General features: G+C 65.0%; 21 protein-coding genes. 9 read left to right on the top strand and 12 right to left on the bottom strand.

Going from position 1 to position 21,269, the window contains the following annotated elements; genetic code table 11:
* On the top strand, positions 1–540 hold the full coding sequence (locus G4Z14_RS09430; protein ID WP_227751628.1) for a TlpA family protein disulfide reductase: 540 nt from the start codon (positions 1–3) through the stop codon (positions 538–540).
* An 85-nt stretch (positions 541–625) separates the two neighbouring features.
* Here G4Z14_RS09430 and G4Z14_RS19220 read toward each other — a convergent pair whose 3' ends face one another.
* The 3 genes from G4Z14_RS19220 to yghU form a co-directional block, all read right to left on the bottom strand.
* Positions 626–1,732 (bottom strand): L,D-transpeptidase, encoded by a 1,107-nt coding sequence (locus G4Z14_RS19220; RefSeq protein ID WP_164625038.1) that lies wholly within the window; start codon positions 1,730–1,732, stop codon positions 626–628.
* Positions 1,733–2,121: 389 nt separating this feature from the next.
* Entirely contained in the window at positions 2,122–3,330 is a 1,209-nt protein-coding gene (locus tag G4Z14_RS09420; RefSeq protein ID WP_164625036.1) for an aminopeptidase P family protein, read from the bottom strand.
* Between the two features lie 216 nt (positions 3,331–3,546).
* Positions 3,547–4,392 (bottom strand): glutathione-dependent disulfide-bond oxidoreductase, encoded by an 846-nt coding sequence (yghU, locus tag G4Z14_RS09415; protein ID WP_164625034.1) that lies wholly within the window; start codon positions 4,390–4,392, stop codon positions 3,547–3,549.
* A 130-nt stretch (positions 4,393–4,522) separates the two neighbouring features.
* Between yghU and G4Z14_RS09410 the strand changes: the two genes are divergently transcribed.
* Complete coding sequence (locus tag G4Z14_RS09410) at positions 4,523–4,840, top strand: TFIIB-type zinc ribbon-containing protein (protein WP_164625032.1); 318 nt, start codon at positions 4,523–4,525, stop codon at positions 4,838–4,840.
* 199 nt (positions 4,841–5,039) lie between these two features.
* On the opposite strand, the gene G4Z14_RS09405 is transcribed toward G4Z14_RS09410, so the two are convergent.
* The 6 genes from G4Z14_RS09405 to G4Z14_RS09380 all read right to left on the bottom strand — a co-directional run bounded on the left by G4Z14_RS09405 (position 5,040) and on the right by G4Z14_RS09380 (position 11,929).
* A complete protein-coding gene (locus G4Z14_RS09405) occupies positions 5,040–5,288 on the bottom strand; it encodes a formate dehydrogenase subunit delta (protein ID WP_164625030.1) in 249 nt (82 codons plus the stop codon).
* The gene (gene fdhD, locus G4Z14_RS09400; RefSeq protein WP_407703821.1) at positions 5,278–6,081 is read right to left on the bottom strand and encodes a formate dehydrogenase accessory sulfurtransferase FdhD; all 804 of its coding nucleotides are present in this window, start codon (positions 6,079–6,081) and stop codon (positions 5,278–5,280) included. The genes G4Z14_RS09405 and fdhD overlap by 11 nt, the downstream gene beginning before the upstream one ends.
* Positions 6,082–6,091: 10 nt before the next feature.
* Positions 6,092–8,971 carry a formate dehydrogenase subunit alpha gene (gene fdhF, locus G4Z14_RS09395; protein ID WP_164625026.1) on the bottom strand — a complete coding sequence of 960 codons (2,880 nt, stop codon included), beginning with the start codon at positions 8,969–8,971 and terminating at the stop codon, positions 6,092–6,094.
* On the bottom strand, positions 8,968–10,494 hold the full coding sequence (locus G4Z14_RS09390) for a formate dehydrogenase beta subunit (RefSeq protein ID WP_164625024.1): 1,527 nt from the start codon (positions 10,492–10,494) through the stop codon (positions 8,968–8,970). Before G4Z14_RS09390 ends, fdhF begins: the two co-directional genes overlap by 4 nt.
* On the bottom strand, positions 10,491–10,958 hold the full coding sequence (locus G4Z14_RS09385; protein ID WP_164625022.1) for a formate dehydrogenase subunit gamma: 468 nt from the start codon (positions 10,956–10,958) through the stop codon (positions 10,491–10,493). Before G4Z14_RS09385 ends, G4Z14_RS09390 begins: the two co-directional genes overlap by 4 nt.
* Positions 10,959–11,044: 86 nt before the next feature.
* Positions 11,045–11,929 carry a LysR family transcriptional regulator gene (locus G4Z14_RS09380; RefSeq protein WP_164625020.1) on the bottom strand — a complete coding sequence of 295 codons (885 nt, stop codon included), beginning with the start codon at positions 11,927–11,929 and terminating at the stop codon, positions 11,045–11,047.
* Positions 11,930–12,017: 88 nt separating this feature from the next.
* Between G4Z14_RS09380 and G4Z14_RS09375 the strand changes: the two genes are divergently transcribed.
* The 4 genes from G4Z14_RS09375 (at position 12,018) to uvrC (ending at position 15,941) form a co-directional block, all read left to right on the top strand.
* On the top strand, positions 12,018–12,809 hold the full coding sequence (locus tag G4Z14_RS09375) for a S49 family peptidase (RefSeq protein ID WP_164625018.1): 792 nt from the start codon (positions 12,018–12,020) through the stop codon (positions 12,807–12,809).
* Positions 12,810–12,998, top strand: a complete 189-nt coding sequence (locus tag G4Z14_RS09370; protein WP_164625016.1) for a hypothetical protein — start codon at positions 12,810–12,812, stop codon at positions 12,996–12,998.
* A 1-nt stretch (position 12,999) separates the two neighbouring features.
* Complete coding sequence (locus tag G4Z14_RS09365) at positions 13,000–13,776, top strand: SDR family oxidoreductase (RefSeq protein WP_164625014.1); 777 nt, start codon at positions 13,000–13,002, stop codon at positions 13,774–13,776.
* A 311-nt stretch (positions 13,777–14,087) separates the two neighbouring features.
* Entirely contained in the window at positions 14,088–15,941 is a 1,854-nt protein-coding gene (uvrC, locus tag G4Z14_RS09360) for an excinuclease ABC subunit UvrC (protein ID WP_164625012.1), read from the top strand.
* Positions 15,942–15,944: 3 nt separating this feature from the next.
* On the opposite strand, the gene G4Z14_RS09355 is transcribed toward uvrC, so the two are convergent.
* Complete coding sequence (locus G4Z14_RS09355) at positions 15,945–16,274, bottom strand: antibiotic biosynthesis monooxygenase family protein (RefSeq protein ID WP_164625010.1); 330 nt, start codon at positions 16,272–16,274, stop codon at positions 15,945–15,947.
* A 99-nt stretch (positions 16,275–16,373) separates the two neighbouring features.
* Between G4Z14_RS09355 and G4Z14_RS09350 the strand changes: the two genes are divergently transcribed.
* Positions 16,374–17,159, top strand: coding sequence for a formate/nitrite transporter family protein (locus G4Z14_RS09350; RefSeq protein ID WP_164625008.1), 786 nt, complete (start codon positions 16,374–16,376; stop codon positions 17,157–17,159).
* Positions 17,156–17,395, top strand: coding sequence for a hypothetical protein (locus tag G4Z14_RS09345; protein WP_164625007.1), 240 nt, complete (start codon positions 17,156–17,158; stop codon positions 17,393–17,395). The genes G4Z14_RS09350 and G4Z14_RS09345 overlap by 4 nt, the downstream gene beginning before the upstream one ends.
* On the opposite strand, the gene G4Z14_RS09340 is transcribed toward G4Z14_RS09345, so the two are convergent.
* Entirely contained in the window at positions 17,392–17,685 is a 294-nt protein-coding gene (locus tag G4Z14_RS09340) for a hypothetical protein (RefSeq protein WP_164625005.1), read from the bottom strand. The two genes, G4Z14_RS09345 and G4Z14_RS09340, sit on opposite strands and share 4 nt — an antisense overlap.
* A gap of 241 nt (positions 17,686–17,926) precedes the next feature.
* On the opposite strand from G4Z14_RS09340, the gene G4Z14_RS19170 reads away from it, so the two are divergent.
* Entirely contained in the window at positions 17,927–20,251 is a 2,325-nt protein-coding gene (locus G4Z14_RS19170) for a Hint domain-containing protein (RefSeq protein ID WP_164625004.1), read from the top strand.
* A 41-nt stretch (positions 20,252–20,292) separates the two neighbouring features.
* On the opposite strand, the gene G4Z14_RS09330 is transcribed toward G4Z14_RS19170, so the two are convergent.
* Positions 20,293–21,267, bottom strand: coding sequence for a response regulator transcription factor (locus tag G4Z14_RS09330; protein ID WP_164625002.1), 975 nt, complete (start codon positions 21,265–21,267; stop codon positions 20,293–20,295).
* Between the last annotated feature and the right edge of the window lie 2 nt (positions 21,268–21,269).

Here is a 21,269-nt window from a genome sequence, read left to right as displayed (position 1 = left end):
ATGCGGAACGCTCTGGCGGTGCTTTATACGGCCTTTCTCTTTGGTGCAAACCCGGCGGCGGCGGATGTCGCCGCGCTTTTGACCGGCGACATGGCCAAGCTGGTGCTGGCCGAGACCCCGGCGCCGATCCCCGAGGCCGGCTTGCTCGACATGGCCGACGCGCCGCGCTCGATGGCGGAATTCAAGGGCAAGTGGGTGGTGCTGAACTTCTGGGCCACCTGGTGCCCGCCCTGCCGCGAGGAGATGCCGTCGCTCGACCGGTTGCAGGCGGCGATGCCCGAGCTTGCCGTGGTGCCGGTGGCGACGGGGCGCAATGACGTGGCCGGGATCGAACGGTTCTTTGCCGAGGCCGCGATCGAGAACCTTGAGAACCTGCGCGATCCCAGCTCGGAGCTGGCGCACGCCATGGGGGTCATGGGCCTGCCGGTGACGGTGATCCTGAACCCCGAAGGTGCCGAGGTTGGCCGGTTGATCGGGGACGCACATTGGGACGGCGCCGAAGCGCAGGCGGTGCTGAAGGCGCTGATGGCCGGGGGCTGACACCACCGCGAGCCATGGCCGGCATCATGGAAAAAGGCCCGGAGATGTCTCCGGGCCTTTTCCTGTTTCCGGTCCACCAGGCCGATCAGCCGTTGGCAGCCTCCAGCGGCGGACAGTCCTTTTCCTCGATGCCCTTGCGGGTGCAGGCGGCCAACCGCTTCTTCTCGGCGGCGGCGGCCGCTTTCTCGGCCTTGGCAGTAGCCTTCTCTGCCGCGGCAGCTTCCTTGGCGGCCAGAGCTTCGGCTTTGGCCTTCTCCTTCGCGGCAAGGGCCTCGGCCTTGGCTTTTTCCTTTTCCGCCAGTGCTTCTGCCTTGGCGGCGGCCTTGGCGAGCTTCTCGTCGTGCTTGGCCTTTTCTTCGTCGCTCATCGCGTCATAGGCGGCCTGTTCGGCAGCAGCCTTGGCGGCGGCTTCTTCGGCAGCCTTGGCTTCGGCGGCTTCCTGTTCGGCCTTGGCCACAAGGTCGGTTTCCTTACGCGCGGCGTTCTCGGGTGTTTCGGGAACGGCCAGGCCCCAGGCGTCGTCCATGTAGGGGCCCTCCAGCTCAAGGCTTTCTTCCTGCGAGCGGACCTTTACCTTGGTGCCCATCTCGACCTGCTCAAAGAGGTAGATGGCGTCCTGGTTGTAAAGCCGGATGCAGCCGGCGCTGGTGGCATGGCCGATGGTGGCGTTCTGGATCGTGCCATGGATGCGGAACATGGTGTCACGCCCGCCGCGATAAAGATACATCGCCCGCGCTCCCAGGGGGTTGTCGAGGCCACCCGCCATGCCGCCGGCGTATTCGGCGTAAAGGTCGGGGCGGGTGCGAACCATGTTGGCCGTGGGCTGCCAGGACGGCCATTTGGCCTTGCGCCCGATCACACCCGAACCGCGGAACGACAGGCCCTCACGGCCGACGGCGATCGAATAGCGCATCGCCCGGCCGCCCTCCTGCACATGGTAAAGCTTGCGGGCAAAGGTATCGACGACGATGGTGCCGGCGCTTTCCGGGCCGTTGTAGGCGACCTCAGTCCTTTCGCGCCCGCCCGAAAGATGGCGTTCCTCCACCGCCTCGATCATGAAGCCGTCGTCTTCCACTGCTTCATATCCGGGTTTGGTGGACGGCGCGGTCGAGCTTTCTTCCGGCGGGGTCGTGGCGCAGGCGGCAAGCACAGAGAAGGACGCAAGCGCCACAAGGCGGAGAATCGGGGACATGTCAGATCTCGGGAAAGGGCAATTCGCGGCACAGAAGCCGCCCGGCGCCCCTTGCGTCAAGGCCCCGCGCGACGTTGGAAAAAGAAAAGCCGGGGAAGTGGCGGGAAGGGCGGGTTTTCCGGGCTCAAGGCGGAAGACGCCAAATGCAGGATTCCCGCTGCCTGCCTGATCGTGTCGGACATTCAGGGCAGCGCGATGCAGATCGCGGTCTGCGCGCGGATGTTCCGGGCGTCTTGTGCGGCTATCCTGCTGGCCCTTGCGACAGAGAGAATCACGTTGTGAAAAAGGGCCGGGAGTTTCCCCCCGGCCCTCGCAAGCTTGCTCGGGCGTTCGCCCCTCAAAACGCTCCACCGGAGCGTTTTGACCCCGGCAGTTGCCGAGGTCGGGGCTTACCCCACGATGTTGAAGTCCGGCCCGTAGGGATACTTGGTGATATCCTCGTTCCCGTCCTCGGTGATGACCAGAATGTCATGCTCGCGGTAGCCGCCGGCGCCCGGCTGGCCCTCGGGGATGGTCAGCATCGGCTCCATCGAGATCACCATGCCCGGCTCCAGCACGGTGTCGATGTCCTCGCGCAGCTCAAGCCCGGCTTCGCGGCCGTAGTAGTGCGAGAGAACCCCGAACGAGTGGCCATAACCGAAGGTGCGGTATTGCAGCACCTGATGCTCTTCGAAGAAGGTGTTCAGCTTCTGCGTCACCTCGGCGCAGGAGGCGCCGGGTTTCAACAGGCTGATACCGTATTCATGGGCGGCGACGTTGATGTCCCAGATCCGGCGCGAGGCGGCGTCGCAGTCCTTGACGAACATCGTGCGTTCCAGCGCGGTGTAATAGCCCGAGATCATCGGGAAGGTGTTCAGCGACAGGATATCTCCGCGCATGAGCTTGCGGCCCGTGACCGGGTTATGCGCGCCGTCGGTGTTGATGCCCGACTGGAACCACACCCAGGTATCGCGGTATTCGGCATCGGGGAAGCGCTTGGCAATCTCCAGTTCCATCGCATCGCGACCTGCCATGGCGATGTCGATCTCGCGCAGACCTTCCTTGACCGCGTCGCGGATGGCAAAGCCGCCCACGTCGGCCACCGCCGCGCCGTGGCGGATCAGCTCGATTTCGGCGGGTGATTTCATCATCCGCTGTTCCATCGCCGCCTTGGAAATATCCACGCCCTTCTTCGGTTTCAGGAAGGCATTCAGCTTTTCCGACTGCACCAGCGTCAGGTGATCGGCCTCGCAGCCGATGACGCGGCCCTCGCCTGTCACCGACAGCACCGCGCGCCAGTAGTTGTCGCGCTGCCAGTCGGTATAGGTGATGCTGTCACCATGGCTGCGGCGCCAGGGTTGGGCGGCGTCGATGCCGGCCGAGATGGTCACGCATTCGCTGGGGGTGACGACAAGGCCGTAGGGGCGGCCGAAGGAGCAATAGAGGAAGCCCGAGTAATAGGCGATCGAGTGCATCGAGGTGAAGACGCAGGCGTCAACCCCGTGGATCTCCATGATCTCGCGCAGGCCGGCGATGCGGGCGTCATATTCCGAGGCGGCAAAGGGCAGAACCCGGTCGCCTTGGCGGAAGCGGTATTGTTGCGGACGTTCGATTGGCATGTTCAGACCTCATCAAAGGGGTCCGAAGGGGACCCCGAAAGGTCCCGGCGTACAGGACGGCAAGAGCGCTTTTCGGGGCGACGCCATCGCCCCGGCTCTGCGGGAACCATAATCGTTCGTCGCGGTCCTGTCCATATGCTCGTCATCGGACTGTTCGTCCGCTCCTCGCGCCGGGTCCGCGCGACGAGCGGTCGAAGACCGACGAGGAGGTGCCGCTCACACCGCCTTGCCGGCGAAATCTGCCGCTGAATGCCGGTTCGGCACCTGTTCGTCGTCCGGCCCCCAATTGCGGTTGACGAGCCGCCCGCGCCTTACCGCCGGCCGGGCGTCGATCTTTTCGGCCCATGCCACCAGGTGTTTGTAGGAGGTCACATCCAGAAACTCGGCCGCGTTATAGGCCCGCCCCAGCACCAGCCCGCCATACCAGGGCCAGATCGCCATGTCGGCGATGGAATAGGCGCTGCCCGCGACATAGGGAACCTCTGCCAGGTGACGATCCAGCACGTCGAGTTGCCGTTTGGTTTCCATGGCATAACGGTTGATCGGGTATTCGTGTTTCTCCGAGGCATAGACGAAGAAATGGCCAAAACCGCCCCCGACGAAGGGCGCGGATCCCATCTGCCACATCAGCCAGTTCAGGGTTTCCGTCCGCTCCGGGCCGGAGGCGGGCAAGAACGCGCCGAATTTTTCGGCCAGGTGAAGAAGGATCGAGCCGGATTCGAACACCCGGACAGGCCGGTCACCGGAATAATCCACCAGCGCCGGAATTTTCGAGTTGGGGTTCACGTCGACAAAGCCCGAGCCGAACTGATCGCCGGAAAGCGAGACCAGCCAGGCATCGTAATCGGCCAGAAGCCCGGCCTCGACCAGTTCCTCCAGCAGGATCGTCACCTTTTGCCCGTTCGGCGTGGCCAGCGAGTAAAGTTGCAGGGCATGCTTGCCGCGCGGCAGCGGCTTTTCATGTGTGGCCCCGGCGATGGGGCGGTTGGTGCTTGCGAACTTGCCGCCATTGCTCTTGTCCCAGGTCCAGACTTTCGGGGGAACATAAGGGGAATTGGTCATGGGTCGTGTCCTGGTGGGTTGGATCGGGATCAAGCTAGGGGTTGCGGGCGCGGCGTTCAATCCATCGGACAGCCCCTTGTCTGTGCGCCGTCGCACCCCCACATCGGCTGAAATGCGAAGAGGAGAGCCCATGCGTTGCCCGGTAGACAATGAAACCCTCGTGATGGCCGATCGGAACGGCGTCGAGATCGACTATTGCCCGAAATGCCGGGGGGTCTGGCTGGATCGGGGCGAGCTGGACAAGATCATCGAGCGGGCGGCAGCGGCCGAAGTCCCGGTTGCGTTGAAGGAACCGGCGCGCGGGGCGGCACAGGCCTATGCCGCTGAACCCCGGCGGGACGAGCCGCGGCGCGAGGAGCGTCGGGCACGGGATTACGACGATGACGACCATGACCGCCGCCCGCGCAAGCGGCGCGAGAGCTTCCTGTCGGACCTCTTTGATTTCTGAACTTGGCTCCACCTCCGGCCCCTCTCCACAGAGGCGCGCGCGGAACGGGCCAGGTTTCGCGCGTGGCCCGAACGGTCACCTGCCAGTGTCGCTGCTGCCGGTGTCGCAATCCAGCGCCAAATACCCCGAGCCCGCCTTGCAGGCCGATCGCCTCCCCTCCCCCTTCATGGGGAGGGGCTGGGGGTGGGGGGCTGTGGTGTCAGGCCGCCGCCGGGCGCTTGATCTTTGTGGCGGCGTCCAGCACCAGCGGGCGCAGACCAGTGCCGCCGGCATCCAGCACCTCGAACAGGTGGCGGCGCATCCGGGGTTCCCAGAAGTCGTTGATATGGCTGGACAACCCGGCGACGCCCTCGTCATGGGGCTTTGATTCCATGAACTTGGCAATCTGGTTGGCCATGTAGATCAGCTTGGAATGGGGCCCGGAATTGTGATGGATTTCATGCGACATGGGCGGCCTCTTGCGGTGCGATGCGGTGGGGGTGGGTAAAGACCTCGAACCCGTCGGGGCGGGCGAGGGCGATGAGGGTTATGCCGGCAGCCTCGGCCGTCTCGACGGCGGTGGCGGTGGGGGCCGAGGCCGCGATGATGAGCGGAAAACCGGCGGCGGCGCATTTCTGCACCATGTCGATCGAGGTGCGGCAAGTCAGCACGACCGCTCCCGCAGGGTGGGCAATCCTGCCCATCGCCCCGATGAGTTTATCCAGCGCGTTGTGCCGTCCGACATCCTCGCGCGCGGCAACGATCCCGCCTGACCAGAAGGCGGCGGCATGGGCGGCGCGGGTGATGTCGTGCAACGGCTGGTGCGAAGTGATGTCGGCCATGGCCTGCATGATCTCGGCCGGCGTCATGGTGAAGGTACTGTCGGCAACCCGGCGCGGCTTGCGCTGGGCTTCTTCCAGGCTGTCGATGCCGCACAGCCCGCAGCCGACCGGCCCGGCCATCGACCGGCGGCGCGCGCGCTGGCGATCCTCGGCGGGGGCTTTCAGCCAGATTTGCAGGTCGATGCCCAGATCGGTCTCCACCGCTTCGACGCTTTCGATCTCGTCCGCCGTGGCGATGCCTTCGGTCAGGCTGAATCCATAAGCGAAATCAACAAGATCGGCGGGGGTGGCCATCATCACGGCCTGAGTCGAGCCGTTATAGGAAATCGCCACCGCCACCTCGGCGGGCAGCTCTCGCGAGCTTCCCGAACCGCCCCGCCCGAAAACCAGGCGGGGAAGGGGGCGGTGGGTCTGCATCACGCGGCCCGTCCTATTCGGCCGCCGCGATCCGGCGCGAGCGGGCGGCTTGGGCGTTGTATTCCTCCTGCCACTCCGACGGCCCGTTCGAGGGCGCAACCTGCACCGCCGTCACCTTGTATTCCGGGCAGTTGGTGGCCCAGTCCGAGAAATCGGTGGTGATGACGTTGGCTTGCGTGTCGGGGTGGTGGAAGGTGGTATAGACGACACCCGGATTGACCTTGTCGGTCACCGTCGCGCGCAGCGTGGTTTCGCCCGACCGCGAGGCCAGCCGCACCCAGGCGCCTTCCTTGATGCCGCGCACCTCGGCGTCGTGCGGGTGGATCTCCAGCACATCTTCGGCATGCCAGGCCACGTTGTCGGTGCGGCGGGTCTGCGCGCCGACGTTGTATTGCGACAGGATGCGGCCCGTCGTCAGCAACAGCGGGAAGCGCGGGCCGGTCTTTTCGTCGGTCGCCACATACTCGGTGTTGATGAACTTGCCCTTGCCGCGCACGAAGCCGTCGACATGCATCAGCGGCGTGCCTTCCGGGGCCTTGTCGTTGCAGGGCCACTGGATCGAGCCAAGCTCCTCGATGCGGTCATAGGTGACGCCCGCGAAGGAGGGCGTCGTCATGGCGATTTCTTCCATGATCTGCGCCGGATGGGTGTAATTCCAGCCCGCGCCCATGGCATTGGCGAACATCTGGGTCACTTCCCAGTCGGCATAGCCCTGCTTCGGCGCCATCACCTTGCGCACCATGTTGACGCGGCGCTCGGCGTTGGTGAAGGTGCCATCCTTTTCAAGGAAGGACGAACCGGGGAAGAACACATGGGCGTAGTTCGCGGTCTCGTTCAGGAACAGGTCATGCACGATGACGCATTCCATCGCGGCGAGACCGGCCGAGACGTGCTTGGTGTCGGGGTCGGATTGCAGGATGTCCTCACCCTGGCAGTAAAGCCCCTTGAAGGTGCCTTCCACCGCGGCGTCCAGCATGTTCGGGATGCGCAGGCCCGGCTCGCTGTCGATGGTCACGCCCCAGAGCTTTTCATAGATGGCGCGGACATCGGCGTTCTTCACATGGCGGTAGCCCGGCAGTTCATGCGGGAACGAGCCCATGTCGCAAGAGCCCTGCACGTTGTTCTGGCCGCGCAAGGGGTTCACGCCCACGCCCGGACGGCCGACGTTGCCGGTCATCATCGCAAGGTTGGCAATGCCGATCACCGTGGTCGAGCCCTGGCTGTGTTCGGTCACGCCGAGGCCGTAATAGATCGCGCCATTGCCGCCCTTGGCGTAAAGCCGGGCCGCCGCGCGGACTTCATCGGCCTTCACCCCGGTCAGAACCTCGACCGCTTCGGGCGAGTTGTGGGCGGCGCTGACGAATTCGGCATAATCCTGGAACTCGTCCCAGTCGCAGCGAGTGCGGATGAACTCTTCATCATAAAGCTTTTCGGTCACGATCACATGCGCCAGCGCGGTGACGATGGCGACGTTGGTGCCGGGCGTCAGCGCCAGATGATGCGCGGCCTTGATATGCGGGCTGTCCACCATTTCGGTGCGGCGCGGGTCGATCACGATCAGCTTGGCTCCGGCGCGAATGCGCTTCTTCAGGCGGCTGGCAAAGACCGGGTGGCCCGACGCCGGGTTGGCGCCGATGACGATGGCGACATCGGTGAACTCGACCGAGTCGAAGTCCTGCGTGCCGGCCGAAGTGCCAAGGGTCTGGCCCAGGCCATAGCCGGTCGGCGAATGGCAGACGCGGGCGCAGGTGTCGGTGTTGTTGTTCAGGAACACCCCGCGGGTCAGCTTCTGCACCAGATAGGTTTCTTCATTGGTGCAGCGCGAGGAGGTGATGACGCCGACGGATTTCTGCCCGTATTTGGTGATGATGCCCTGCATGCGGTTCGCGGCGAATTCCATCGCCTCGGCCCAGGAGACTTCCTTCCACGGGTCGTTGATGCTGTCGCGGATCATCGGCGACAGGATGCGGTCCTGATGGCTGGCATAGCCATAGGCAAAGCGGCCCTTGACGCAGCTATGGCCCCGGTTGGCCTTGCCGTGCTTGTAGGGGGTCATGCGCACCAGCTCGTCGCCGCGCATTTCCGCCTTGAACTGGCAACCAACGCCACAATAGGCGCAGGTGGTGATGACCGAATGCTCCGGCGTGCCGATCTCGATCAGCGATTTTTCCGACAGGGTTGCAGTCGGGCAGGCCTGCACGCAGGCGCCGCACGAGACGCAATCCGAGGCCAGCGCGTCATCGGTCTTGGCGCCGAACGAGACCCGGCTGTCAAAGCCGCGGCCCTCGATGGTCAGGGCGAAGGTGCCCTGCACTTCCTCGCAGGCCCGCACGCAGCGCGAGCAGACAATGCATTTCGCCGGGTCATAGGTGAAATAGGGGTTGGATTCATCCTTGGGCAGCCATTGCGGATTGGCCTCGCCGCTGGTGTTCTTCGCCCGGAAATGAGTGTCGATCGCTTCATAACGCACGTCGCGCAGGCCGACGGCGCCGGCCATGTCCTGCAACTCGCAATCGCCATTGGCAGCACAGGTCAGGCAATCCAGCGGGTGGTCCGAGATGTAAAGCTCCATCACCCCCTTGCGCAGCTGCTTGAGCTTGCCGGTCTGGGTGTGAACCTTGATCCCCGGCGCAACCGGAGTGGTGCAGGACGCCGGCGTGCCGGCGCGGCCTTCGATTTCCACCAGACACAGACGGCACGAGCCGAAGGCCTCCATGTTGTCGGAGGCGCAAAGCTTCGGCACCGAAATGCCGATCTCGGCGGCGGCGCGCATGATCGAGGTGCCTTCCGGCACGGTCACGTCAAAGCCGTCGATGTTCAGCGTCACCGTGGCGGTCGAGCGGACAAAGGGCGTGCCGAAATCGCGGTCGGACGGGATGATGAAGTCTTTCATTCGGCGGCCTCCTTCTGGGTGGAGAAGTCGTCAGGGAAATGGGTGAGGGCCGACATCACCGGATAGGGGGTGAAGCCGCCAAGGGCACAGAGGGAACCGGCCTTCATAGTATTGCACAGATCGGTCAGAATCGGCAGAGCTGATGCGTCGCCGCGACCAAGACGGTCGAGGGTTTCCACGCCGCGCACCGCGCCGATCCGGCAGGGCGTGCATTTGCCGCAGGATTCGATGGCGCAGAATTCCATGGCAAAGCGCGCCATGCCCAGCATGTCGGCCGTGTCGTCGAACACCGTCAGGCCGGCGTGGCCAATCAGGCCATCCTTGCCGGCGAATTCCTCGTAGCCGAAGGGCGTGTCAAAGAGCGCGCGCGGGAAATAGGCGCCCAGCGGGCCACCCACCTGCACCGCCTTCACCGGACGACCCGAAGCCGTACCGCCGCCGATCTTGTCGACGATCTCGCCCAAGGTCAGGCCAAAGGCAATCTCGTAAAGCCCGCCGTATTTGACGTTGCCCGCAATCTGCAGCGGGATCGTCCCGCGCGACCGGCCAAGGCCGAAGTCCTTGTAATGCGCGGCGCCCTTTTCAAAGATCACCGGCACCGAGGCCAGCGAAATGACGTTGTTCACCACCGTCGGCTTGCCCATGAAGCCCTGCAGCGCCGGCAGCGGGGGTTTCGCCCGCACCACGCCGCGCTTGCCTTCAAGGCTGTTCAAGAGGCTGGTTTCCTCGCCGCAGACATAGGCCCCGGCACCGACGCGGATTTCCATGTCGAAAGCCGGGCCTTTGCCCATGACCTTCGCGCCCAGAACGCCCTCGGCACGGGCGATCTCGACGGCTTTCTGCATCACCTCGATGGCGACGGGGTATTCCGAACGGATATAGACAAAGCCCTTGGTCGCGCCGCAGGCGAGGCCGGCAATCGCCATGCCCTCGATCAGGGTGAAGGGGTCGCCTTCCATCAGCATGCGGTCGGCAAAAGTGGCGCTGTCGCCCTCGTCGGCGTTGCAGACGATGTATTTGCGGTCGGCCTTGGCTTCCGAAACCGTCTTCCACTTGATGCCGGTCGGGAAGCCCGCGCCGCCCCGGCCCCGCAGGCCGGAGTTGGTGACTTCGGCCACCATGTCGGCCTGCGCCATGCCAAGCGCCCGCTCAAGGCCCTTCAGGCCGCCATGCGCGCGATAGTCGGCCAGCGACAGCGGATCAATCACGCCGACGCGGGCAAAGGTCAGCCGGGTCTGCGCCTTCATCCAGGGCAGGTCGTCGGTCAGGCCAAGCGCCTTTGGATGCGCCGCCAGATCACCAAAGAGGGCCGGCACATCGGCCAGCGCCATCGGACCAAAGGCCATGCGGCCGGTGGGGGTTTCCACTTCGGCCAGCGGTTCCAGCCAGACCATCCCGCGCGAGCCGTTGCGGATGATCGTCAGGTCAACGCCCTTGGCCTTGGCGTGGGCATGCAGGGCATGGGCAATCTCGTCGGCGCCAAGCGCTACGGCGGCGGAATCGAGCGGCAGGTAGATCTTCATTTCAGGCCCCCGATGATGCTGTCCAGTTTTGCCTCGTCGACGCGGCCGACGAGCTTGCCGTCAACCAGCGCCGAGGGGGCGCAGGCGCACAGGCCAAGGCAGAACACCGGTTCCAGCGTGACGCGGCCATCGGTGGTGGTTTCGTGCCATTCGATGCCAAGGGCCTTCTGGGCATGGGCGGCAACCCGGTCGGCACCCATCGATTTGCAGGCCTCGGCCCGGCAGAGTTTCAGCACATGCTTGCCCGCCGGGTTCTCGCGGAAGTCGTGGTAGAACGACATCACGCCATGCACTTCGGCCTTCGACAGGTTCAGATCCTGCGCGATGATCGGCAGCGCGGCCTGCGGCACATGGCCAAACTCGGCCTGAATGGCATGAAGGATCGGCAGAAGCGACCCCTCCATCCCCTTGTGGGCAGTCAGGATTTCCCCAACCCGAGAGGTGACTTCGACAGAATCAAGCATATGGCGGCCCTTTGGTAGCTGCATGCCGTAGTACGCCGCGTGATAGGGAAATCAATATGGATATCCCGTCATTCAATAGGCGATGTCTATCGTTTCCGCCCGAGCCGCGCCGCCGCCTCGATCAGCGCCTGCAATACCGGGGTCTGCGGATCGCGGCGGGTGGTGACAAGGCCCACCAGATGCTCGGCCTCCGGTTCCACGATGGGAATGGCCACCAGACCCTGCCCGGTGAACATCTCGGCCAGCTTCATCGGCACGACGCTGGCCCAAAGGCCCGAGCGGACATGCGACACCAGCGCGATGGTGGAATTGCTCTCCACCATCGCCGCCACCCGCGCCCCGGCTTCGGCGAGGTGCTGGTTGACGATGCGGCGGTTCTGCATGTCGGAAGTCAGAAGGCACAGCGGCTCACTTGCCACCTCATGCCAGCTGATCTGCGCCCGCCCGGCAAAAGGCGAAGCCGGGGCGCAGAGAAACCGGTAGAACTCGGTATAAAGCGGGGTCTGGGTGACGCGCCCCAAAGGCTCGTTGTCGAGGTAGGTAATGCCCGCATCCAGTTCCAGACTGTCGATGCCGTCGAGAATTTCGGCTGAGGTGCGCGACAGGATCGTGACGCGCATGTTGGGGTGCCGGGCGGTGAAGGGGGCAGTCAGATCGGCCACCATCGGCAGGGCGGTCGGAATGACCCCGATCCGCAAGTTGCCCGACAGCCCGGCATGGACCGAGCGCATCTCGTCTTTCAGGGCGCGCATGTCGCCGACGATCCGCCGCGCCCAGTCCAGCACGCGCTGGCCCTCAGGCGTCAGGCCCTGAAACCGGCTGCCGCGATAGACAAGCTGCACGCCAAGCTGATCCTCAAGCTGGCGGATGGCGCTGGACAGGCTGGGCTGGGTGACGCCGATCACCTCGGCCGCCCGGCCGAAGTGCCGCTCGTTGGCCAGTGCGATGAACATTTCCAGCTTGTCGATCATCCCCGCAAATTGGCCCGCCGCGGCCGCCGTGGCAAGCGGTGCAACGCCGTGGTTGCGCAACGCCGGCGCGCACCCTACCTCTGAAGCCATGAAACGCTTCATTCCCTTCCTGAAACGGCCGCCGCGTGTCCCCGTCATCCGCCTGCAGGGCGGCATCGGCACCGGGCGCACGGCGCTTTCCGACGCAGGCCTCGCCCCGGTGATCGAAAAGGCCTTCCGCATGAAACCGGCTGCCGTGGCGCTGGCGATCAACTCCCCCGGCGGCTCGCCCGTGCAGTCCAGCCTGATCGCCGCCCGCATCCGGCGGCTGGCGGCGGAGAAGGGCGTCAAGGTCTATGCCTTTGTCGAGGATGTCGCGGCCTCGGGCGGCTATTGGCTGGCCTGCGCCGGCGATGAAATCTGGGTCGACGACAGCTCGATCCTCGGCTCGATCGGGGTGATCTTCGCCAGCTTCGGCTTCCCCGAAGCTATGGCCCGCCACGGCATCGAACGCCGCGTTGTCACGGCGGGCAAGTCGAAAAGCCTGGCCGATCCGTTCCTGCCGCAAAAGCCCGAGGACATCGAGCGGCTGCGCGCCCTGCAGACCCCGATCCATCAGGCTTTTGTCGCGCATGTCATGGCGCGGCGCGGCAACCGTCTGGCCGAGGGGGCCGACCTTTTCAACGCGGATGTCTGGGCGGGCGGGCAAGCTGTCGATCTGGGTCTGGCCGATGGAATTGGCCATCTGGTGCCAAAGATGAAAGAGATCTTCGGCGCCAGGGTTGATCTGGTGCCGCTGGGCATGAAGCGCGGCCTTCTGGCACGCTTTGGCCTGTCCATCGCCGAGGATCTGATGCAATCTGTCGAGGACAGGGCGCTTTGGGCCCGCTATGGCTTGTAGATGCTGTTCAAGATCATCCTCATCTTCCTTCTCGTCATGGCGCTGATCGGCATGATCGGCAAGCTGCTGTTCCCGAACCGGCTTGACCGCCTGACCGCGTTGCGCCGGAAGGCCGTCAAGGCACCTGTCTGTCCGCGCTGCGGGCGCTATATGATCGGTTCATCCGGGTGTGATTGCGGGAAGGGGTGACATGCGGGCATTGGTGACGGGGGCGGGCAAGCGACTTGGCCGCGAAATGGCGCTTTATCTGGCGAAGCGGGGCTATGACGTGGCCATCCACTACGCCGCCTCGCGCAAGGAGGCCGAGGCGGTGGTCAGGGAGATCACGGCGCTGGGGCGGCGGGCCTGCGCGCTGCGCGCCGATCTTCTGATCGAAAGCCAGGTGGAAAAGCTGGTGCCGATGGCCGTGCAGGGGCTCGGCGGGCCCTTGACCGTGCTGATCAACAACGCGTCGATCTTCGAATATGATTCACTGCGTTCGGCGACCCGCAAGAGCTGGGACCGGGCGATGGAATCGAACCTGCGCGCGCCCTTCGTGCTGACCCAGGCCTTTGCCGCCCAGGCGCCCGAGGCCGGGGTGGATGAGGCGGGAGAAGCGATGGCAAGTGCGATGATCCTCAATATGATCGACCAGCGCGTCCACAAGCTGACCCCCGAATTCATGTCCTATACCATCGCCAAGATGGGGCTTTGGGCGCTGACCCGGACGGCGGCGCAGGCGCTTGCGCCGCAGATCCGCGTCAACGCCATAGGCCCCGGCCCGACCTTGCAAGGCCTGCGTCAAAGCGACGGCCATTTCTCGCGCCAGCGCGCCGCTACCGTTTTGAAACGCGGCGCGAACCCGGCCGATATCACGGCCGCGCTTGGCTTTTTCCTCGATTCCCCGGCTGTCACCGGCCAGCTGATCGCGGTGGATGGCGGGCAGCATCTGGGGTGGCAGACCCCTGACGTGCTGGGGATTGAGTGACCGGGGGGCAGGGCCCGGCGACGAGTTGTCCACTTTCGGCAGAGCTGTCACGAAGTGTTCATAAAATCTCCTGATTTATCAGGGATTTGCCCGGTGGTAAAAAATGTTTTGTTGAAAATCAACGCGTTGTGGAATTGCCTAAAAAATAGGCAATTCGTTGAGGCGGGCTGAAAACAAGGGAAATTCCGCGCTCCCGAAATCTTCTCCGCAAAGTTATCCACAAAAGCGGTGGACTTCTTCCCTCTTGCTCCGCGCCCGGTATCATTGCAGCCAAGGGCAAGAATCAATGCATCCCGAAGGCCTCTTTCTGCATGAACGAAACACCCCTCACCGGCCATGACCTGATTCAGGATTACCTGCGCACGCTGGACTCCAGCCCAGGGGTTTACCGCATGTTGAACGCATCCTCCGAGGTTCTCTATGTCGGCAAGGCGCGGAATCTGAAGGCGCGGGTGTCGAACTATGCCCGGCCCTCGGGACATTCGGCGCGGATTTCGCGGATGATCCACGAGACCGCCTCGATGATGTTCCTGACCACGCGGACCGAGCTTGAGGCGTTGCTTCTGGAGCAGAACCTCATCAAGCAGCTGAAGCCGCGCTACAACGTGCTCTTGCGCGATGACAAGTCGTTCCCGAACATCCTCATCAGCCGCGAGCATGCCTTTCCGCAGATCAAGAAGCACCGGGGGGCGAAGAAGGAAAAGGGCCGCTACTTCGGCCCCTTTGCCAGCGCGGGCGCCGTGAACCGGACGCTGAACCAGTTGCAGAAGGTGTTCCTGTTGCGCAACTGCTCGGACGCGATGTTCGCCAGCCGGACGCGGCCCTGCCTGCAGCACCAGATCAAACGCTGCGCCGCGCCCTGCGTCGGGCGGGTGGATGAGGCGGGTTACGCCGCCTTGGTCGATGATGCCGAGCGGTTCCTTGATGGCAAATCCACTGCCGTTCAGGCCAATCTGGCGCGCGAGATGGCCGAAGCCTCTGCGGCGATGGAGTTCGAGCGCGCGGCGGCGCTGCGTGACCGGATCAAGGCGCTGACGCAGGTGCAGCAATCCCAGGGCATCAATCCGGCAAACGTGGCCGAGGCGGATGTGGTGGCGCTGCATCTGGAACACGGGCAGGCCTGCGTGCAGGTGTTCTTCATCCGCGCCAACCAAAGCTGGGGCAATCGCGATTTCTACCCCAAAACCGGGGCAGGGGCCGAGGAGCCGGAGATCCTTGAGGCTTTCCTGACCCAGTTCTACGGCGACAAGGAGCCGCCCCGGCTGATCCTGTTGTCGCATCCGGTGGAAAACCCCGATCTGGTGGCCGAGGCCCTGTCGGCCCGCGCCGGGCGGAAGGTGGAGCTGGCGGTGCCGCAGCGTGGCGAGAAGGCCGAACTGGTGGAAAACGCCACGCGCAACGCCCGCGAAAGCCTTGCCCGGCGGATGTCGGAAAGCTCGACCCAGATGAAGCTTCTGGCCGGGCTGGCCGAGGCTTTTGATCTGGACGCGCCGCCCGCCCGGATCGAGGTTTACGACAACGCCCATATCCAGGGCAGCGACGCGGTGGGCGGCATGATCGTGGCGGGCGCCGAGGGTTTCCTGAAAAGCCAGTATCGCAAGTTCAACATCCGCTCCGAGGCCGGGGTGAACAGCGACGATTTCGGCATGATGCGCGAGGTTCTGACCCGGCGCTTCGAGCGGCTCTTGAAGGAAGACCCGGATCGCAAGACCGAGATGTGGCCCGACCTTTTGCTGATCGACGGCGGGGCGGGGCAGATCTCGGCGGTGGTCGGGGTGCTGGCCGAAATGGGCGTCGATGAGGTGGCGGTGATCGGCGTGGCCAAGGGCATCGACCGTGACGCGGGCAAGGAGGAATTCCACCGCGACGGGTTGCCTCCCATGGCCCTGCCGCGCAACGATCCGGTGCTGTATTTCATCCAGCGCCTGCGCGACGAGGCACACCGCTGGGCCAATGGCGCGCATCGCGCCAAGCGCGCCAAGGCGGTGTCAGCGACGCCCTTGGATGAAATCCCCGGCGTGGGGGCCACCCGCAAACGCGCGCTTCTGGCGCATTTCGGGTCGGCCAAGGCGGTTTCGCGCGCGGGCCTGCCGGATCTGATGGCGGTCGAGGGCATTTCTCAGGCCATGGCCGAGACGATCCACGGCTTCTTCCACCCCGGCTGAGGCCTACAGAACCTCCATCGCCTCATACATCACCGGCTCGAACCCGCGGCAGAGCGTGTTGATGACGCGGTTCCTTTCGCGCATTTCCGGGCTGCGCAGCATGGCCTGATAATCCTCGCGCCGCTTCCATTGCGAGTAATTGCAGATCCGCGTCATCGCGTCGTTCATGTGAAGCGCTGCCGAGATGAATCCCGGCTGATGGCGGATCACCTCGTCATAGGCGGCATGCAGCCGCTCCATCAGGTCATGCGCGGTGGCGGGGGTCATCTCGAAGGTGGTGATAACGGTTTGCCCGGCAAAGCCGGGCGAGATTGCCAAGGATTTCTGTGACATGATGGGCCCTCCTCGGGCCAGTCTGGCACGTCTCTTGCGATAAATCATCCCGTTTCCGCGCCGCCCGTGCCATGATCGCGCAAGTCAGCGGAGGATGCGATGCCGAACGACCACGACGCCTACAAACCCGCCGAGATTGCTGCGCTGATCGAAGGGGCGGGGGTGGCCAAGGCGCATCTGCCCCTGGGGCAGATGTTCACGCTGGCGGTGCTGGCCGGGGCATTCATCGGCTTCGGCGCTGCGGCCTGGCTGATGGTGATGACCGGGGCCGATCCGGGATTCGGGCCTTTGCGGCTTTTGGGTGGGCTGGTCTTTGCGCTGGGGCTGATCCTTGTCATCGTCGGGGGGGCAGAGCTGTTCACCGGCAACGCGCTGATGGTGATGGCAGCCGTTGACGGCAAGATCACTCTGACCGCGCTTCTGCGCAACTGGGGCGTGGTCTATTTGGGCAATCTGGTGGGCGCGGTCGGGCTGGCCGGGGCCTTTGCGCTCTCGGGCCTGCTGGAGGCGCCGATGGGCGAAGCCGCCGCCAGTGTGGCCACAGCCAAGGCGGCCGGCTCGGCGCTGCCCTGGCTGGTCAAGGGCGCGCTGTGCAATGCGCTCGTCTGCCTTGCGGTCTGGCTGACCTTTTCGGCCCGCGACACCACCGGCAAGATTCTGGCTATCCTTTGGCCGATCAGCGCCTTTGTCGTCCTGGGGCTGGAGCATTCCATCGCCAACATGTTCTTTCTGCCGCTTGGCGCGCTGGCGGGGGCCGAGATCCCCCTGGGCGCGGCGCTGGGCAACCTGTTCTGGGTGACGCTTGGCAATATCCTTGGCGGCGCGGGCGGGGTGGCCCTTGCCTACCGCTATGCCTATCTTGGTGGCAAAGGAGCCCGCGCATGACCAAACCGCCCAAGCCCGAAACCCCGAAGCCCGAAGCGCCGAAGCCGGGCGCCGTCAAGCCCCGGTTCTTCGACCGCGACCACCCGTTCTTTGCGAAACCTTGGGTGCGGGCCGTGACCGTTGCCGTGCCGGGGACGATGGCGGTTGTGGATTTCACCATGGGAAGCCCCGGCTGGGGCGTGGTCTTCGCCGGGGCAACGGCCTGGGCGCTGTGGGAGCTGTTCCTGCGCCGCTAGCAACGGATCGAGCCCCGCATCTCGCCGCTGTCGCCCTGCAGCGTGCTTTCCACCAGCTTGCAGCCCGTCACCTCGGGGATCAGCGCGATCATCGTGGCGCGGATCGCCTGATGCTGGCCGCCGGACGCATGGCCGAGGCGGATCACCTCGACCCGCCGGTCGGTGAAAAAGACCGTGTAGGCCCGCCCGTCGCGGCTGACATCGGCGCGTCGGGCGGCAAGGAATTCCGGCGCGGGCTGGGCGCCGCAGCCGGCAAGAAGAAGCGTAAGGGCAAGGAGATTCCGGTTCATCGACCCAGTCTGCCCGGCGCAGGGTTAACAGCCGGTAAACGCCGGCAACCGACTGATCTGCGCGGGATTTTGGTCACGCAATGGCGACAAATTCGCCATTGTTGCCCGATTTGCCTTGAATTTGCCTCAATTCCCCGGTGTCACAACAGCCAGAGGCAACTTCCGCCGGATCGGCGGGAGAAACGAAATGATCCCGACCGGGCAAAGACCACGGCGGGACGGCAGAGCAGGATAACCGGACGTGGCCACATATACGGGCACATCGGGCAGCAATACCATCACGGGCGGCAATCAGGCCGATACGCTTTATGGTCTTGAAGGCAACGACTCGCTGAATGGCGGGAATGGTTCCGATGCCGTCTATGGTGGTGCGGGCGATGACACGCTGATCGGCGGCACCGGCAATGCGGATTCGCTTTATGGCGGCGATGGTCTGGATGTGGCGAGCTATGCCGCCTCGAACGCCGGCGTCGATGTCAACCTGGCGACGGGGCTTGGCAGCGGCGGCCATGCGGCCGGCGACGTGCTTGTCGAAATCGAGAACCTGATCGGCTCGGCCTATGCCGATACGCTGACCGGCGACGGCGGCGCAAACCTGATCGACGGCGGCGCCGGCAATGACGTGATGGCGGGCGGCGGCGGTGCCGACACGCTGATCGGCGGCCTTGGCACGGACAGCGTGGACTATTCTGCCTCGGGCGCGGCGGTCACGATTGACCTCGCGACCGGCAGCGCCTCTGGAGGTGATGCGGCCGGCGATGTGCTGAGCCAGATCGAAAGCATTCTGGGCTCGAACTTTGCCGATCTCATGACGGGGGATGCCGGCAGCAACAGCCTGACCGGCAATGCCGGCGCCGACAGCCTTTACGGCGGCGCCGGCGCCGACAGCCTTTATGGCGGCGATGACAATGACCTGTTGCAGGGCGGCAGCGGATCGGACCGGCTGGACGGCGGGGCAGGGGTCGATGCGGTCGACTATGCCGAGTCCACCGCGGCGGTGAACGTCAACCTTGCCACCGGCGCCGGGTCGGGTGGCACGGCGGCGGGCGACACGCTGGTCGCGGTCGAGAACATCTTCGGCTCGATCTACAACGACTCGCTTTATGGTTCGACCGGCAACAACGTGCTGTCGGGCGGGTTGGGCAATGACTACCTGTCCGGCGATCAGGGCGATGACACGCTGGCGGGCGGCGCGGGGCGCGACACGCTGGCCGGTGGTCAGGGGATGGACTATCTCGACTACCGCGAGTCCGACGCGGCGGTCTCGATCAACCTTGCCAGCAACAGCGCCTCGGGCGGTCATGCCACCGGAGACGTGCTGTCCGGGGTCGATGGCGTCTTCGGGTCGGCCTTTGACGACACGTTGCTTGGCTTCGACAACGAAGGCCTTTCCGGCGACGTCTATACCAACGTCTTCTTTGGCGGCGGTGGCAACGACTATATGGATGGCCGCGCCGGCGATGACGCGCTGAGCGGCGACGACGGCAATGATTCCGTCTATGGCGGCGCGGGCAATGACAGCGCTTCTGGTGGCGAGGGCAATGACGCCGTCTACGGCGGCGCCGGCAATGACAGCCTTGACGGCGGGGCCGGCGAGGACCTGATCGACGGCGGTACCGGCAATGACAGCGGCTATGGCGGGGCCGGCAACGATACGCTTGGCGGCGGCGACGGCAACGATCTCCTGGAAGGCGGGGCCGGCAATGACCTGCTCAGCGGCGGCGCCGGCAATGACCTGTTGGTCGGCGGAACCGGGTCTGACACCTTTGTCGGCGGGGTTGGCGACACCATCGTCGGCGGGGCGGGGGACAATGACGTGCTGGACCTGTCCAGCGCCGGCCCCTACCTCATCATCCGCGACCCGCTCGATCCGATGTCGGGGGTGGTCCAGTTCCTTGACGCTTTCGGCAACACCATCGGCACGCTGACCTTTTCGGGGATCGAGACCGGCATCGCCTGCTTCACACCCGGCGCCCTGGTGGAAACCGCGACGGGCGCGCGCGCGATCGAGACACTGCGCCCGGGCGATCTGGTTCTGACCCGGGACCGCGGCTTGCAGCCGATCCGCTGGGTCGGCCGCCGCAGCTTTGACACGGCCGACCTGCAGGCGGATGCGGGCCTGCAGCCGATCCTGTTCCGCAAGGGGGCGCTCGGGCCGAACCTGCCGGCCCGCGACATGATGGTGTCGCGCCAGCATTGCATGCTGGTCGAAGGTCCGCGGGCGGCGCTGTATTTCGGCGCCGAAGAAGTGTTGGTGCGGGCGCTGCACATGGCCGATCAGCCGGGAATCCTGCAGGCCATGGTGCAGGAGGTGACCTATATCCACCTGATGTTCGACCACCACGAGGTGATTATGGCCGACGGGGTCTGGAGCGAGAGCTTCCAACCCGCGGCGCGCAACATCGGCGGATTGGAGGCAGCTGCGCGGGACGAGCTGTTCAAGATTTTCGCCACGATGCCGGATGCTGCCGACCCGGAGAAATATCACGCGGCAAGGCTGATCCTGAAAGCGCATGAGGCGCGGCTCTTGCTCGCGCCCGAAGGAGCGCGGCGCAAGGCGGCCTGACGCCGCCTCCTCGCCCTGCGGGTTTGTCGCAGGGCAAAGGGTCAGGAGGGCTGGTTCAGCATGGCCGAAAGGCTGGCGCGGTTGTCGATGCCAAGCTTGTGGTAGATGGATTGCGTCTGGTTCCGGACCGTTGCCGGCGCCAGCCCCAGAAGCCGGGCGACCTCCTTGTGGCTGTGTCCATCCGACAGCGCGCGCGCCACCTCGCGCTCACGCGGAGTCAGCATGTCGATTCGCGTCAGGCGACGCAGGGTCAGGCGGCGCAGGCCCATGCCCTGAAAGCGCGGGGTGGTCTCGACCGTCACCACCAGATCGCGGTCTGGCAGGATGTGGGTGCCGGGCGTGCCGATCAGCCGGGCCAGTTGTTCGGGCAGGTGATCGCCGGTCCAGCGCGGCCAGATCTCGCCGAACTGGGCGCGAAGGGCGGTCAGACCCAAAAGGCCGATGCCGTTTTCCGAGGCGAGAATGGTCACCGTGCCGGGCCGGTCAGGCCGGCCCGGTTCGGCCGAGGTCAGTTTCATGGCCGACGACAGCTGATCCACCGCGCATTGCAGATAGTCGCGCTCGGTCTCGGACCAGTTTCTGGCCTGCGCGCCCACCCGGTAGGACGAGATGTAGAACGAGGCATAGTCGCCGTAATGCCCGTTCATCGCCGTGGTCATCCGGTTCAGCCCGAATTGATCCGACAGGCTTGCCATGCCGTCGGTCTGGCGCGGCTGCTTGCGGTCATAGATCGCCACTTTGCCGGGGTTTTCGATCATGTAGCGCGCCAGCAGGTCCTGATCCGACATGGTCCGCCAGTAGTCGTAAAAGCCATCCGGCAGGTTCAGCGTGGCGTTGGCGTAGACCTCCACCCCTTCGGGGCGCAGCTTGGCCCAGCCATACCAGGCGGCATCAAAGCCGATCGTCTGCGACAGTTCGGCCACCGCCCAGCGCGCCAGCCCTTCCGCATCTTCCTCGCGGGTGCGGTCGTTCATCTCGGTGACGAACCGAGAGAAGCTGGCGATGCCAAGGCCCATGC

This window comes from Tabrizicola oligotrophica, assembly GCF_011008935.1.
Classification (GTDB): Bacteria; Pseudomonadota; Alphaproteobacteria; order Rhodobacterales; family Rhodobacteraceae; genus Tabrizicola_A; species Tabrizicola_A oligotrophica.
The sequence above is the reverse complement of the archived record's forward strand: the minus strand, read 5'-3'. Positions and strand labels throughout refer to the sequence as shown.

Bases quoted from the DNA above. Each gene is read 5' to 3' on its own strand.
- G4Z14_RS09430 (WP_227751628.1), top strand. From the start codon at position 1: ATGCGGAACGCTCTGGCGGTGCTTTATACGGCCTTTCTCTTTGGTGCA.
- G4Z14_RS19220 (WP_164625038.1), bottom strand. From the start codon at position 1,732: ATGTCCCCGATTCTCCGCCTTGTGGCGCTTGCGTCCTTCTCTGTGCTT.
- G4Z14_RS09420 (WP_164625036.1), bottom strand. From the start codon at position 3,330: ATGCCAATCGAACGTCCGCAACAATACCGCTTCCGCCAAGGCGACCGG.
- yghU (WP_164625034.1), bottom strand. From the start codon at position 4,392: ATGACCAATTCCCCTTATGTTCCCCCGAAAGTCTGGACCTGGGACAAG.
- G4Z14_RS09410 (WP_164625032.1), top strand. From the start codon at position 4,523: ATGCGTTGCCCGGTAGACAATGAAACCCTCGTGATGGCCGATCGGAAC.
- G4Z14_RS09405 (WP_164625030.1), bottom strand. From the start codon at position 5,288: ATGTCGCATGAAATCCATCACAATTCCGGGCCCCATTCCAAGCTGATC.
- fdhF (WP_164625026.1), bottom strand. From the start codon at position 8,971: ATGAAAGACTTCATCATCCCGTCCGACCGCGATTTCGGCACGCCCTTT.
- G4Z14_RS09390 (WP_164625024.1), bottom strand. From the start codon at position 10,494: ATGAAGATCTACCTGCCGCTCGATTCCGCCGCCGTAGCGCTTGGCGCC.
- G4Z14_RS09385 (WP_164625022.1), bottom strand. From the start codon at position 10,958: ATGCTTGATTCTGTCGAAGTCACCTCTCGGGTTGGGGAAATCCTGACT.
- G4Z14_RS09380 (WP_164625020.1), bottom strand. From the start codon at position 11,929: ATGATCGACAAGCTGGAAATGTTCATCGCACTGGCCAACGAGCGGCAC.
- G4Z14_RS09375 (WP_164625018.1), top strand. From the start codon at position 12,018: ATGAAACGCTTCATTCCCTTCCTGAAACGGCCGCCGCGTGTCCCCGTC.
- G4Z14_RS09370 (WP_164625016.1), top strand. From the start codon at position 12,810: ATGCTGTTCAAGATCATCCTCATCTTCCTTCTCGTCATGGCGCTGATC.
- G4Z14_RS09365 (WP_164625014.1), top strand. From the start codon at position 13,000: ATGCGGGCATTGGTGACGGGGGCGGGCAAGCGACTTGGCCGCGAAATG.
- uvrC (WP_164625012.1), top strand. From the start codon at position 14,088: ATGAACGAAACACCCCTCACCGGCCATGACCTGATTCAGGATTACCTG.
- G4Z14_RS09355 (WP_164625010.1), bottom strand. From the start codon at position 16,274: ATGTCACAGAAATCCTTGGCAATCTCGCCCGGCTTTGCCGGGCAAACC.
- G4Z14_RS09350 (WP_164625008.1), top strand. From the start codon at position 16,374: ATGCCGAACGACCACGACGCCTACAAACCCGCCGAGATTGCTGCGCTG.
- G4Z14_RS09345 (WP_164625007.1), top strand. From the start codon at position 17,156: ATGACCAAACCGCCCAAGCCCGAAACCCCGAAGCCCGAAGCGCCGAAG.
- G4Z14_RS09340 (WP_164625005.1), bottom strand. From the start codon at position 17,685: ATGAACCGGAATCTCCTTGCCCTTACGCTTCTTCTTGCCGGCTGCGGC.
- G4Z14_RS09330 (WP_164625002.1), bottom strand. From the start codon at position 21,267: ATGGGCCTTGGCATCGCCAGCTTCTCTCGGTTCGTCACCGAGATGAAC.